Below are 14,830 nucleotides of genomic sequence, written 5' to 3' on the forward strand. Positions count from 1 at the left end.
ATTATGTTAGAATTAAGTTTATGAAATGAGGTTTCCTCATACCTAGCAAGACTAGGAATAAAAATAGAAATTAGGTAGCTAGATGTCATCTAAGGTTATTGTTACAATTTTCGGTGCGAGTGGAGACCTGGCTAAACGCAAGCTCTACCCTTCCCTATTTAGACTATATAAATCCGGCAATCTTTCCAAACATTTTGCCGTCATTGGAACTGCCCGTCGTCCTTGGAGCAAGGAATATTTTGAATCTGTTGTAGTCGAATCTATCCTTGATTTGGCAGATAGTACCGAACAGGCTCAAGAGTTCGCTAGCCACTTCTACTATCAAAGTCATGATGTCAACGATACAGAACACTACATTGCTTTGCGTCAATTGCAGGCTGAACTAAATGACAAGTACCAAGCTGAACACAACAAGCTCTTCTTCTTATCTATGGCACCTCAGTTCTTTGGAACTATTGCCAAACACCTCAAGTCTGAAAATATCGTAGATGGTAAAGGTTTTGAACGCTTAATCGTTGAAAAACCATTTGGTACAGATTACGCAACTGCAAGCAAGTTGAATGACGAGCTCCTAGCAACATTTGACGAAGAACAAATTTTCCGTATCGACCATTATCTTGGTAAGGAAATGATTCAAAGTATCTTTGCAGTTCGCTTTGCCAACCTGATTTTTGAAAACGTTTGGAACAAGGATTTTATCGATAATGTTCAAATTACCTTTGCGGAGCGCTTGGGTGTAGAAGAACGTGGTGGCTATTATGATGAATCTGGTGCCCTCCGCGACATGGTACAGAACCACACTCTACAACTTCTTTCGCTCCTTGCTATGGACAAACCAGCCAGCTTCACAAAAGACGAGATTCGTGCTGAGAAGATTAAGGTCTTTAAAAACCTCTATCATCCAACGGATGAAGAGCTTAAAGAACACTTTATCCGTGGTCAATACCGTTCTGGTAAGATTGATGGCATGAAATACATCTCTTATCGTAGCGAGCCAAATGTGAATCCAGAATCAACAACTGAAACCTTTGCATCTGGTGCTTTCTTTGTAGACAGCGATCGATTCCGTGGTGTTCCTTTCTTCTTCCGTACTGGTAAACGTCTGACTGAAAAAGGCACTCATGTCAACATCGTCTTTAAACAAATGGACTCTATCTTTGGAGAACCACTTGCTCCAAACATTTTGACCATCTATATCCAACCCACAGAAGGCTTCTCTCTCAGTCTAAATGGGAAGCAAGTAGGAGAAGAATTTAACTTGGCTCCTAACTCACTGGATTACCGTACAGATGCGACCGCAACTGGTGCTTCTCCAGAACCATACGAGAAATTGATTTATGATGTCCTAAATAACAACTCAACTAACTTTAGCCACTGGGATGAAGTTGGTGCGTCATGGAAATTGATTGACCGTATCGAAGAGCTCTGGGCTGAAAATGGTGCCCCACTTCATGACTATAAAGCTGGAAGCATGGGACCTCAAGCAAGCTTTGACTTACTTGAAAAATTCGGTGCCAAATGGACTTGGCAACCAGATATCGCCTATCGTCAAGATGGTCGTTTAGAATAAAAAAATTTCCTGCAAGTTTATGCCTTGCAGGATTTTTGCTTCTGATTAGATTAAGCCTTCCAAGAGACCTTTCATAAAGTTTTCTGAGTTAAACTCTCCAATATCATCGATTTTTTCACCAAAACCAATCAATTTTACAGGAATATTGAGTTCTTCACGGATGGCTAGAACAACACCACCTCGAGCAGTTCCATCAATCTTAGTCAAGACAATTCCTGTTAAAGGAGTGATTTTTGAAAATTCTTTGGCCTGTACCAAGGCATTTTGACCTGTTGATGCATCAAGTGCCAAGAAGGTTTCATGAGGAGCTTCTGGCACAATACGTTTGATAATACGACCAATCTTTTCCAACTCAGCCATGAGGTTGTCCTTGTTTTGCAAACGACCAGCAGTATCGATCATGAGAATATCGATACCTTCAGCCACGGCACGTTCCATGCCATCAAAGACCACACTGGCTGGATCAGCTTTTTCAGATCCAGTCACAACTGGAACGTCCACACGACGGCCCCATTCAGCAAGCTGGGCTACCGCCCCTGCACGGAAGGTGTCTGCCGCAACCAACATGACTTTCTTACCTGCTTGTTTGTAGCGGTGGGCTAGTTTCCCGATAGAAGTTGTTTTCCCAACACCATTCACACCAACAAAGAGCATGACTGTCAAGCCATCTTGGAAGTGGATGCTTTCATCGTAGCTACCATCCTTTTCATAAAGCTCAACCAATTTCTCAATGATGACACGGCGCAGTGCATCAGGTTTCTTGGCGTTTTCAAGCTTGGCTTCGTAGCGTAACTCATCTGTTAAGTTAGAAGCGACCTGTACACCAACGTCACTCATGATCAGCAGTTCTTCCAGTTCCTCGAAAAATTCTTCGTCAACAGAGCGGAAATTGGCAAAGAAGGCGTTCAAGCGAGCTCCGAAGCCTGTACGAGTTTTCTTAAGACTGCGGTCATATTTTTCCTGAACAGTTTCTTCTGCTTGAGGCGTTTGTGCTTCAAGAATTTCAGAATTATTTTCTTCTACAGTCTCTAGAAACTCAGTATTCTCTTCTTCTGAGTGTGGAAATTCTGCGACTTCTTTTTGAGAAACTTCTACAACTGGCTCTAAATCCAGACTTTCTTCAACTGTGTCTTGGATTTTCTCTTCTTCAAACACAGCTTCTTCAGAACTTTCAACCTCTGCTTCTTCCTGAGAAATTTCCTCAGCTTCTGTTAAGGCATGCTCAACATCTTCAGACAAATCAAGATTTTCCAGAGCTTCTTTTACAACTTCTTCGATTTTAGGTTCTTCTTTTTTTCCGAATAGACGGTCAAATAATCCCATATCTTAGTTCTCCTTTAGCACATATTCTTCGATAGCCCAGGCGACAGCCTCTTCATCGTTGGTCATTGGCGTCACTACATTTGCGACTGCCTTGACTTCAGGAACAGCGTTTTGCATGGCAACACCAAGCCCTGCCCATTCAATCATAGAAAGGTCATTGGCTTCATCACCACAGGCCATAACTTGGCTTTGGTCGATTCCTAGATGGCTGATTAGTTTTGCCAAACCTGTTGCTTTATGAACATTCTTTGGTGACCATTCTAGCAACATTTCACGTGATTTAAAGATTTCATATTGGTCAAACAATTCTGGAGAAATCTTTTGAATGGCTGCATCCAAGGGTTCTTGAGCAAAGGCAGTCACGCATTTATTGTAGGTCATTTGACTAGACAAGTCTTCAAAGTCCACTGGAACAAAAGTCAAAGCTGGATTAAATTTGGCATAAAGACTTTCTTGGTCGGATTGGATTTGATAAACAGTTCCTTCTGAGATAGCATCAAGAGGCAGTGATAATTTCTCTGTTTCCTCATACAAGCGTGCCACATCATCATATGAAAAGACTGTTTTATCAAGGATTTCTCCTGTATTTTTCTGAACCAAACCACCATTAAAAGTAATCGTATACTCATCTTCTTGGCCGTCAGTCCCTAGCTCATGGAGAAAGAAATCCATGGCTTTTAAGGGACGACCAGTTGTCAATACAACCTTAATACCACGATCACGCGCAGCTTTCAAAGTTGCCTTGGTACGATCCGTCAGCCTTTTATCAGTAGTCAACAAGGTCCCGTCCAAGTCCAATGCAATCAATTTTATATCTGCCATTATAAGCCCTCCATATAAGCTATAACCGACTGGTCCTTATGGTGACCAATCACAGTCTCTGCTAATTCTAAAATTTCTGGTCGTGCATTTTCAGGAGCTACAGGATGTCCCACAACCTGCATCATATGCAAGTCATTTAGATTGTCTCCAAAAGCCATAACCTGATCCATTGTGATACCAAGTTTTTTAGCTAATTCAACAATAGCCACACCCTTATCGACATAGTCCAGAACAATATCAATGGATTCAAAGCCAGTTGTCATGGCCTTAACACCAGGAACATGTTCATTAACCCAAGCTTCCCCAGCTTCTAGCGTTTCTTCTGTGAAGTTGGTTGTAAATTTGAAAATGTCATCTGTAATATCTTCTAGACTCGCTACTTTTTGAATATTTTCATTATAGTGCTGACTCACTTTTAAATAGGTCTCATCAACCGTATCTAGCACATAAGAGCCTTTTTTCCCCGTCAAGAGCAATTTATTAATATCTACATAAGGTGACGTTTTCAGCTTTTCAAAAGTTGATAGATAGAACTCACGAGACATGGTCGCTTCATACAAGTCCTGACCTTGATATTCGACCAAACTGCCATTTTCCGCGATGAAAATAATGTCATCACGAACATCAGCAAATAATTTTTCTAAGGATAGAAATCCGCGCCCCGAAGCCACCGCAAAGTAAATCCCTTTTTCCTTGTAGGAAGCCAAAAGAGACTTGAGGCGATCCATATCAAAGCGTCCATTCCCATCTAGGAAGGTTCCGTCCATATCCGTTGCTACTAATTTAATCATAAATTCTTCATACTCCAATTAATAAATCCACCTTCTATTATACCATAGAAAAAGCAAATAGCGCCTAATCCATTTGAGATTAGACGCTTGATAAACTCCCGACTTTATCACTTAATTTTTATCCAATATTACTTAACCCTTTAGTATAACTGGATTTTTTCTAAATTCCCAAACTAACTTCCACCGCCAATAAAAGTTGAAATTAATCTGATAAAAATCGAAAAAACAAGTGGAATTCCAAGTCAGAGTAAGTTCCACTTGTTTATCGTCCAATAACAAGGAAGAGATGCTCGTCTTTCAAAATTGTCTTAAAGGTTTCTTCAGAATTGAGCCTGTATTCAATAGCCTTCCCTAGTTCTGAACCCTGTAAAACTGACTGGATCCGGCACCAAACAAAGAAGTCTTCCATTCAGGGTTGGAGCTTTTCTTGACGTTTCTGTAGTCGTTCATCAATCGACAATGTATCCCATCAATAAGCTAAGCCTTTAGCACCTAACGATGATTTCCCCACTTGCTTGGGCGTCGCTTCAAAAAACTCCTTTCTCACATGTGCCCAACAACCAACAAGTGCAGCTTCTTCCAGTTGACGATAAGCGGACGAGCATCTCGCAGTTTACCAAGCTTAGCATCGCTTTGCTCCTAAACCTTGGACTGCTATCGCATAAGCAGAATAAGCTCCCTGAGATTCCTGCACTACTAAACCACTCCGTCGCTGATCATGATGGTAAAGCGTGATACCTTGTTGCTCATCTTTCCCTGACAAAAAAGTCTAATAATAGGTCTGCTGGCTATCACTTTTTAAGACCCAATAAGAGGTTTCTTTCGGATGAGGAAGAGGTTGTTATAGAAACTTTTCTTCTATAGTTACTTATCTTATAAAAAACATGTTATAACATAGTATATTGACATTGAAATAGTACACCGTTGTTTCTAAAACATTGTTAGAAATTGGTTTAACTTCCCCAATAAATTTGTTCAATTTTTATTTCATTTCGCTATAAATCGTAATATACTTTGATTTTCTCAAATATTATGTTATCGCAACTTCTCAAAAGTAAAATATTATTATTTAATCCCTATTAAATATATCTCTTGTATAAACTTTTTCTAATACATCAGACAATTCATCTGAAATTCTATTTGAAATAATAACATCCGATGTTTTTTTAAATTCTTCCAGATTCGTTACAACTTTAGCATCAAAAATCTCTTTTGAAGACAAAAACGGTTCATAAATAATAATATTTACATTATATTTCGTTAATTGTTTAATCACATTTTCAGTTGACGAATCACGAATATTATCAGAATCTTTTTTAGCTAGCAAACGATAAATGCCTACATTGTATATATTATTTTTTGTTATTTGTGTTGCTATAAACTCTGATCTTTTTTGGTTACTTAATACAATAGAATCTAACAAAACAGTTGGAAGGCCTTCACATTCACTTAACATATGTTTTGTATCTTTAGGTAAACAGTATCCTCCATAACCAAAACTAGGATTATTGTAAAATTCTCCGATTCTTTCTTCAGAACAAATTCCTTCAATGATATTTTTAGTATTTAACCCTTTCATAATGGAAAAACTATCAATTTCATTGAAGAACGCAATTCTCATTGCAAGGTATGAATTTGAAAATAACTTAATTGCTTCAGCTTCAGCTGAATTTGTCAGTAGAATCGGGGCAACTTCATTTAACGAGAACTCCGATAATAATCTTCCAAATCTTTGACAATATTCAGCTCTCCCTCCCAAAATAATTCTAGATGGAAATAAGTTATCTAATAATGCTTTTCCTTCACGCAAAAACTCTGGAGAAAAAATGATCCGATCTGTGTGAAATTTTGTATTCAAATAATTCGTAAATCCGATTGGCACTGTAGATTTTATAACTATATATGCAACAGGATTAATACTTAGGCAATCAGCTATAACTGATTCTATACCCTCAGTATCTAATACTCCTTTATTTTCATCAAAGTCTGTTGGTATTGCTATTATGATACAATCAACTTTTTCAAAGTACTTCTCATCATAAATACAAGCTTCGAATTTCAAATCTTTATTTAAAAAATATCTCTCCAACTCATAGTCGATAAATGGACAAATTTTATTATTAAGATGTTCGACTTTCTGTAAATTAATGTCTAATCCAACCACGTCATGTTCCTGAGATAACAGGACAGATAAAGTCAAACCGACGTACCCCATACCAACTGTAGTTATTTTCATAATAGACCTTCTACTACTTTCTTATCTGTTTACATTCAGCGCACCCACTTGATTTAGTTTTTTTAAACCTAATTTATAAGTGGTTGGATTTAATTCATAGGTAATGAACTTTCTATTTTTCTTAAAAGCACACAAAGATGTAGTCGCTTGCCCCATAAACGGATCCAACACAACATCACCTTCCAGAGAATAAATATCAATAAGTTGATTGACAATTTGTTCTGGAAAAGCTGGTGGTCTTGTAGAATAATCCCAAGGTATATTCCAAATGCAGTCAATAAATTTAGTGCCCTCAATGTTTCTATCCCACACTATAAATTCTGACTTTTTCTTAAAAATCAATATGTATTCATAGTTATTTAGAATCAAAGACTCATTATTCGAATAACTTGAAGGATATTTTTCAACTTGATTTTTGATATATGAAGTATTATTCAAATTCCATATTATTGTCCCTTCAATATAGAAATTATGCTCCGCAAAGAATTTTTCAATTTCATGTTTGATATCGTAATACATATTTTGATTTTTTCTGCTAATTTCTACAGAACTGCAAATATTGATGCAAATTGTTCCTGTTTCTTTTAATATTTTACTACATCTTTCCCAAACACTATTTAGACTCTGAATATAGCCTTTATATGTTTCTGTTAACCCAATCTGATCATCGTGTTGATAATCAACTAAATTAAAATATGGTGGAGAAGTGATTATTAAATCAACAGAATCATTTTCTACATCTTCCATAGCTCTGGAATCACCTAAATAAGCCTTATTCTCTGTTTTCATGTTTTTTACTCCTTTTAGTTTTTTCTATTAACATATACGAGATTAATATCATTACAATCATAAAACAAGAAATCAATAAGATAGTTATTCTCATATTAAATATTTGAATTCCTACACCAATTATCGGATTTACCAACATTGTAACAAGACTAATTGAAAAGGATAGTCCTGATATAACTGTTGCTCTTGAATTGTCATCAACCCAAAGATGTAACATCTCCATGATAATAGGATCAAGAATATCTATGATAATGTACAACAGTAGAAAACTAAATATAAATGTGGCATTGAAAGGCAAAATTTGAAAAATAATGGAAATCATTAGTATCAATGATAGCAGCATAATTAATTTAGAAACTCTTATTTTTGATATTTTATAAGCTTGAGTTGCTACTATGCCACCAATGATACTATAAATCATAAACATAGCTCCATTAATAGATGTAGAAAATCCTATTTTAGAAAAATAATCTGGTAATAAAGCAAATACTACGTTAATTGCTGAGACAATAACCGTAGTAAAAGCGAACATGAAAAGAATTTTAGTAGATTTTAGCAACCTATGAAAAACTGAAAATAATTCTTTAAATTTCGGAACACCATTTTGATTAAGATCTTCTATAGAGTGTTTCTGATTATCTGGAATAGATATGATGATTATCATTGAACCTATAAGTGTAAAAGATTGTATAAAATATGGTAAACATCTTGTAATGCTATATAAACCACCTCCTATAAATGTAGCAATCCCCAAAGTCAGAGCGCTGATTAATTGTAACTTTCCTCGTATTTTCCCATAACTCTCCTCCTTGCCTTCACTTCTTAGAGATTCAAAAAACAAGGCATCATCAGCTCCACTTAAAAAAGCATTTCCTACTCCTTCTAAAACAAATGCACCTAGTATAATATAGTAAACATAGTCCTTCATTAGCAAGATTGATGAAAGAGTTAATAATGGAGTAATTGATAACAGAACTAGTCCCAATAGAACGATTTTCTTCTTACTAAACCTATCTCCTAAAATTCCGGAGGGAATCTCTGAAACTAATTGTGAAAATAGAAAAATAGATTGAAAAAATGCAAATTGTACTAAAGATAATCCCAAAAACTGAACAATAAAGATAATATTTACTATTCTAGTAAATCGTAAATTTGTAAAAATGATATATAGATAATATTTTAACTCTGATGAAATTTTATTGCTTCTCATACCACATTCCTTCTAATTCATCTTTTACTAACCAAAAATTATCAACATCAAAAGATTTAAAAATAGCTTCCAATTCTATTCTATTCATAAATTCATGAAACAATGGATCAGATTTTCTAGTTTTATTCAAAGATGCTGATTCAAAAATACCTATTTTCCCATTATTACTCCTATGCATGCGATTTCTACAACTAAGAGATGGCATATCTATATATATTTTGGGATATATTTTATTACTGATTCTCCAGGCTTTGCCAATTGCTTTACACTGACTTAACTCTTCACAAACTATAATTTCTTCAAAATTTTCTTCAAAATATTCTGAAATGAATTCTGGTAAATACGAAATGATTGATCTACGAAAATGAAGTAATAGTTCTGGTCCAAATACAATATTCTTTGCACTAGGCACTAAATCATACAAACCTTTTAATTCATCATCACTAAAGTTATGTTTTTTTAATATCTTATCAATCATTTTATAAGATAAATCTCTTCGAATTATTTTTATTTCAATGCCTACACGTTTTCCTAGCTGTTCAAAAAATATTTCTAAGCGTTTAACAAATTGTTGCCATCTTTCTTTTTCACAATCATCTTTACATGATTCAATAGGTGTATCCACATATATTGCACAATTTAAATTTTTCATGATGGCCTCATTAATAGGCATCAGTATATCAAAGTAAAAATTGATAGCCAGATTATCAATTTTTGCATCACAGCGATCAATACAAGCCCCCCCAACAACAAGACTGTTATTTGGAGAAAAATTACTTGTTTCATCAAAAACTATTAAATTATCCCTAAAACTAGCATCATAATTTAAGTCATTTAATGAAATTATCTGATTTAAATCTTTTTTATACATTTTTTTCACTAGTAAATTGGAAAAATCAATATCTTCAATCACAGGCATGTATTATCTTCCTTTCAATAGTCCTTTTTCAAGCATAATTCTAATAATTGAACGAATACCGCTCTCTTCCTTATATTGAATTTCATTTTTTGATTCATACACCGAACCTTCATTAATATATGATATTATATTGTCGAAGATTTCTTCTTTATATCTTGTACTAATATTAGAAAATGCTTCTCTTACTTTAGTCACACCTTCACTTTCTTCAAGTAACTCATCTGTTGAAAATAAATATCCATACTTAGATAAGGTATTACAATTCCCAGAGATTTGATTATATTTTTCAAGCAATAATGCCTGAGAATAATTTGAAGGCAAAAAATAATGTGGTTTTAAGCCTAATTCTAAACTCTCTAAATAAAATGTCAAACCAGGTGTTGTAAATATCCTACTTGCTTCACATGACGCTGATAGAAACTCTTTATGGGACATTACTTTAAATGTAACATTGTAGTCAAAACGGTTGTTTGATTCAATCCATTTTTTCTGCGTCATGTTACAAGCACAATCAATCTCATATTTATCAATATTAGGTATTTTTGAAAAAAGTTTTAGATAAAATAACATGTACTTTTTGAAAAATACATCATTTTCATATGGAGTAACTATACCAGCGAAATTTAATAGAATTTTATTGTTTTTGAAATCTTTTGTTTTTGTTATTCCTTCCGTATTAATAATAGGATTTATTGTTTGGATATTCTTATACTGCGATAAATTATTGGGATCAATAAAAGCATTTTGAACAAAATAAATATCATATTCGTTAATCCCATCTAGGGGTTTTTCCCACATCCAACTTAGACTATCAACAAATACACTTTTTACATTTAAATTTGTATCTCGTTGAATTTTAGGAATATTCAGATTCATAACATTAATTAAGAGTTCATAATTCTTAATATCTACTATTTTCAAAAAGCTTTCAGACCTAATTTCATCAGTATCACACTCGATGTATTCTAATCTATTACCAAAGTTGGTCTTAAAAAAATTTATAGATTCTCCATTTCCGCAAAATGTAATCTCTTTATATCCCATCTTCAATAGCTCTTTGATAATAGAATATAATTTGGAAGACGGACCAAAACCAAAATTTGTAGTTACTGTCAAAATTCTCATAACAATCACCTAATAAATATATGCTTTTCTATGTACTTTAATATTTTTAACCATTCAAGTTTATCTGGAAACTCATCTTCAGAATCATAATAAATAACATGAACCTGAGTACCTGTTGTGTGTAAACCTTCATACAATGGTGTTTTTGAACCGATTCTTTTGTTAATTCCTAAGACAATAGGAATAGAGTGCGCTGAAGCCCAACCAAGTTCCACAGCACATCCATAACTATTATTTGGAAAAGTAATATATACATTACTTTGTTTCAGTATCGAATAATCTCTAAGGGTACATTCTAAAGAATCTGCAATCTTTTTGCCAAATTCTTCTTCCTCTAGAGCACAAAACACATTATGACCATACGATCTCAAATCAGAAATAATCCCCTTAATTCTGGACTTTGTCGCAGTTTCTAACGGACTTTTCAAGTTCGGATTAATTATTCCTGTGATTGGTGTACCTAAAAAAATATCCATTGTTATTCATTCCTTTCTTTCGTTTCATTCAATGCACAACACTGAGTTAAAAAGTATTGTGCTCTTTGTTTAAAACTATAATATAAAACGTGAAAACATATCACTATTACAAATCGCGACGAGGCGATTAAGTGAGTGCTTCAGCCAATACATTTGAAAAAATCCATCATTATAACTGTAGTTCATCCTATTAGGTACAACCAACTGTGACCATAATACTAAAAAAATCAAAGAGAAAACTAGGAAGCTTGTCTTGGACATCTCAAAATACTGATTTTATAATGAAGATAAGACTAGAATGCTAATTAATAGATTTACAGATAAATATCTGATATCTTGTATTGCTTTACGATTTCTTAAGATTATAATTAGTAAATTTATTATTAGATAAGCGACTTGTTTATAAAAAGAAATAGGCCTTTCTCAAATTTGGTGAAGGAATACTCCTCGTGTTTCAATTACTCAAAATTAGAGTAAATAATAAATATATTACATTTATATTTTTTCAAACTTTCCCTCACAATTATTTATTAAATTGAAGAAACATCTACTAATAGCTATTCCCCCATTCTGAATAATAAATAGCTTAAGATAATAGCTTTGAAGTAAAGTATCCTCGTTAAAACAGATCTCTCCTTCAACTACTTTAGTTCCAATATTTTTAAAACGTATTCTTTTCAACTCTGGTGAGGTATTTGATGACTTTTCTACATATGTTGGTAGCTGTACTCCTAAGTAAACATCTCCTCTATGTTGTGGAGTAATAACAATCTTATATTTTATTCTTAATCTTTCTCTATCATAATTATCACACATAAAATCTACTTCTGGCATGCCTGTCATTGAAGTATTTTTATCACCGCACCTATAACAATAGAAAGAATTAATATTGAATAAATTGTTAGTTTCTGGAATATAGTTGCAACCAACACCCGAACTTCCACAACAACATATTTTTTTGAAAATACTACTTTCATCAATTATAGACCTAAAAATATTATATCGATCAAATTCGAAAAGCTCGTCATTTTGGTTCTGAATCATTATTTCAGCTATCTTTTTAGAAATAGGATTTACTCTATTTATTAAATTTTGTTCAAAATTTAAATATTTTTCTTCTGTCACTCCATAGGTACCTCTGCGTGTCATTTGCATGTAATCTGCTAAAACATTATTAGATAACTTTTTTACCTCATGTTCACTACTTAATAACCCAGACGAAACATATGAAGCAAGTCGCGATAAAATCATTTTGCTACTTTGGGTTAATCGGACAATCCCATTTATATTTTCAAGTGATTGATCTACTTTTCTAGTATTTGGGAGTCCAATATTAACAATTGAAACAAACGGCTGTACATCATTTAATTTATTATGAAGTTTGGTTCCAATATTTGTCAAATTTGAATCTGAAAAAATTTCATATATCTCTGGATTATCAATCGATTGAACAGCAATAGAAGCAACAATATTTCTTGCTATTCCATCGATAGCATCTAATGTTAAGTTGAATCTAGAATCATACAATCTACAATCATTAAACGGAAAATTACTACAAGATAATAAAAATAATGTTTCAACATTTATAGAGCTAATACGTATTGCTTTACTCTCATCCTTAAAAAAAGATTGCCCTTGATGGCCCCAAGAAGGAGCAAATTTTTCTTGTTGAGGAATTAATTTATTAAAACCATGCAAAGTGAAATCAGCTAAATTTAGATGATCTTCTTTTCCATGTCCATGAAAAACTAATTCTGACCAAGATTTTTCTTCCAAAAGATTTTTTATATTTTCATTTTCAAGCCTTTTTATATCAAAAATATCCCATTTGTTTTTTGTTTCACTAAATTCATTTAACTTTTTATGCGAAAAGACTGCTTTTCGTACTTCTTTTTCACTTTTTGAGTAAAACTGCTTTCCTATCATCCAAGACAATGAAGATAGATCTCTTCCTGTCAGTATGTACAGTTCAATATTATTTTTCTTACAATATTCTAATATAGTCAAAATTTTATATTGTGAAAAATCTTTATATAGTCCTATTACTACCAGATTTTCTATGTTTATCATCTCATTTAAAGAGGTCACCCACTTCTTACAAAATAACCTACAGTTTTTATAAAACTCTAAATCAGAAGATAGAGTGATCCCTGCATCGCATTGGTAAATTGGCGTTGTTTTATAGCATTCGGAATATTCATTGTTAATTCGCTTGATATTATGAAGTAAATCTTCTCTTTTGTGGTCAACAAAAATAGGAATTTCTCCTTGAAAATTTAAACCCATAGTATTAAAAGCATTCGAATACTCTTGTACATTATTTGATATTTTAAATAAATTCTGTTTTTTCAATTAAAGCCTCCCAAATTATAAATACCGTATTTTATACTATGTATCTATAAAATCTTAAGTCTTTAGAATATTCTAAAGACTTAAGTGTACACTTAAGCATTTTACCCACCAACAATTATAATAATATCCATCACCAAAACCAAAATCGGCAAAAATTTTGAAATTTTCTTCATACTCGGACTTCCTTTCCGTTTTTATTTATTGTACAATAAATAAAAACGGATTTAATTTTTGTTGGGAAAATGGGAAATTATGAAATCAAAACTTGGCATCACACTTAGAAAAGTTCGTAAAGGAAAACAAATTAGTCTATGCTCTGTAGCAGATGAACACCTTTCAAAATCTCAAATATCTAGATTCGAACGTGGGGAATCAGAGATATCTTGTATTCGACTTATCAATATTTTAGACAAATTACACATTACTTTAGATGAGTTTCTTATTTTACATAATGAAGATTATACTAATGCTGAATTATTCGCTAATTTGGTTCAATATATTCGTAAGCAATATTCATCACATAACATCAAAAATATAGCTGCTCTACTTTCTGACTCATCACATTACACTTTAAATTCTTTCGATAAAACAATGATAAAATCCATTCTACATACAATGGATTCCAGCATTATTCCATCAAATAAAGAATTACTTCAATTGACAGATTATCTCTTTAAAGTTGAAAAATGGGGTTACTATGAAATCACTTTATTAGGTAACTGTGTACGAACAATAAACTACAACTCCTACTTCCTATTAACAAAGGAAATGTTGAACAATTACATCTACTCTTCGTTGAATAAAACAAATAAGCGAATTGTCACTCAATTGGCCATCAATTGTCTAATTCTTAGCGTAGATAAGGAAGAATTTTCAAACTGTACTTGTCTAATCACCGAAATAAAAGCATTATTAGATAATGAATTAAACTTTTATGAACAGACAGTTTTTCTCTATGCAACTGGTTACTTTGAATTTAAGCGTCATTTAGATAGCGGAATTGAAAAAATGAAACAGGCCATACAAGTCCTTGATATTTTAGGAGAAGACAAGTTAAAATTACACTATACTAGCCATTTCGATAAACTGGTAAACAAAGAATAGATGAAATGATTCTCTACTATTTAACATTTTACAAATCAAGGGTGTCTCCATAAACTCGCAACATCTCTAATGATTTTACCCTGATAGCAATAGACAGTTAAAAAGCCCTGAAA

The 14,830-nt window shown here is 33.1% G+C and carries 13 protein-coding genes; 2 read left to right on the forward strand and 11 right to left on the reverse strand.

Annotated elements, in window-relative coordinates:
• The first annotated feature begins 82 nt into the window (after positions 1 to 82).
• A complete protein-coding gene (gene zwf / locus HT709_RS02500) occupies positions 83 to 1,570 on the forward strand; it encodes a glucose-6-phosphate dehydrogenase (RefSeq protein WP_050261511.1) in 1,488 nt (495 codons plus the stop codon).
• A gap of 45 nt (positions 1,571 to 1,615) precedes the next feature.
• Here zwf and ftsY read toward each other — a convergent pair whose 3' ends face one another.
• The 11 genes from ftsY to shp3 form a co-directional block, all read right to left on the reverse strand.
• Positions 1,616 to 2,893 (reverse strand): signal recognition particle-docking protein FtsY, encoded by a 1,278-nt coding sequence (ftsY, locus tag HT709_RS02505; RefSeq protein ID WP_050261510.1) that lies wholly within the window; start codon positions 2,891 to 2,893, stop codon positions 1,616 to 1,618.
• Between the two features lie 3 nt (positions 2,894 to 2,896).
• A complete protein-coding gene (locus HT709_RS02510) occupies positions 2,897 to 3,715 on the reverse strand; it encodes a Cof-type HAD-IIB family hydrolase (protein ID WP_000763444.1) in 819 nt (272 codons plus the stop codon).
• The gene (locus HT709_RS02515) at positions 3,715 to 4,506 is read right to left on the reverse strand and encodes an HAD family hydrolase (protein ID WP_031243444.1); all 792 of its coding nucleotides are present in this window, start codon (positions 4,504 to 4,506) and stop codon (positions 3,715 to 3,717) included. Before HT709_RS02515 ends, HT709_RS02510 begins: the two co-directional genes overlap by 1 nt.
• A gap of 1,069 nt (positions 4,507 to 5,575) precedes the next feature.
• Positions 5,576 to 6,742 (reverse strand): nucleotide sugar dehydrogenase, encoded by a 1,167-nt coding sequence (locus tag HT709_RS02530; protein ID WP_172925492.1) that lies wholly within the window; start codon positions 6,740 to 6,742, stop codon positions 5,576 to 5,578.
• Between the two features lie 21 nt (positions 6,743 to 6,763).
• Positions 6,764 to 7,531, reverse strand: coding sequence for a site-specific DNA-methyltransferase (locus tag HT709_RS02535; protein ID WP_000846118.1), 768 nt, complete (start codon positions 7,529 to 7,531; stop codon positions 6,764 to 6,766).
• Complete coding sequence (locus tag HT709_RS02540; protein WP_172925493.1) at positions 7,515 to 8,741, reverse strand: MFS transporter; 1,227 nt, start codon at positions 8,739 to 8,741, stop codon at positions 7,515 to 7,517. Before HT709_RS02540 ends, HT709_RS02535 begins: the two co-directional genes overlap by 17 nt.
• Positions 8,728 to 9,660, reverse strand: a complete 933-nt coding sequence (locus HT709_RS02545) for a hypothetical protein (protein ID WP_001144047.1) — start codon at positions 9,658 to 9,660, stop codon at positions 8,728 to 8,730. Before HT709_RS02545 ends, HT709_RS02540 begins: the two co-directional genes overlap by 14 nt.
• Before the next feature lie 3 nt (positions 9,661 to 9,663).
• A complete protein-coding gene (locus HT709_RS02550) occupies positions 9,664 to 10,785 on the reverse strand; it encodes a hypothetical protein (protein ID WP_001221832.1) in 1,122 nt (373 codons plus the stop codon).
• Positions 10,786 to 10,790: 5 nt separating this feature from the next.
• Positions 10,791 to 11,261 (reverse strand): hypothetical protein, encoded by a 471-nt coding sequence (locus HT709_RS02555; RefSeq protein ID WP_000350878.1) that lies wholly within the window; start codon positions 11,259 to 11,261, stop codon positions 10,791 to 10,793.
• 495 nt (positions 11,262 to 11,756) lie between these two features.
• Positions 11,757 to 13,613, reverse strand: coding sequence for a hypothetical protein (locus HT709_RS02560; RefSeq protein WP_000744515.1), 1,857 nt, complete (start codon positions 13,611 to 13,613; stop codon positions 11,757 to 11,759).
• Between the two features lie 101 nt (positions 13,614 to 13,714).
• The gene (gene shp3, locus HT709_RS02565) at positions 13,715 to 13,786 is read right to left on the reverse strand and encodes a peptide pheromone SHP3 (RefSeq protein WP_001812431.1); all 72 of its coding nucleotides are present in this window, start codon (positions 13,784 to 13,786) and stop codon (positions 13,715 to 13,717) included.
• A gap of 79 nt (positions 13,787 to 13,865) precedes the next feature.
• Here shp3 and HT709_RS02570 point away from each other — a divergent pair, with 79 nt between their 5' ends.
• The gene (locus tag HT709_RS02570) at positions 13,866 to 14,717 is read left to right on the forward strand and encodes an Rgg/GadR/MutR family transcriptional regulator (RefSeq protein WP_050222395.1); all 852 of its coding nucleotides are present in this window, start codon (positions 13,866 to 13,868) and stop codon (positions 14,715 to 14,717) included.
• Positions 14,718 to 14,830 lie beyond the last annotated feature (113 nt).

Source organism: Streptococcus sp. 1343, from assembly GCF_013277355.1.
Taxonomy (GTDB): Bacteria; Bacillota; Bacilli; order Lactobacillales; family Streptococcaceae; genus Streptococcus; species Streptococcus pseudopneumoniae.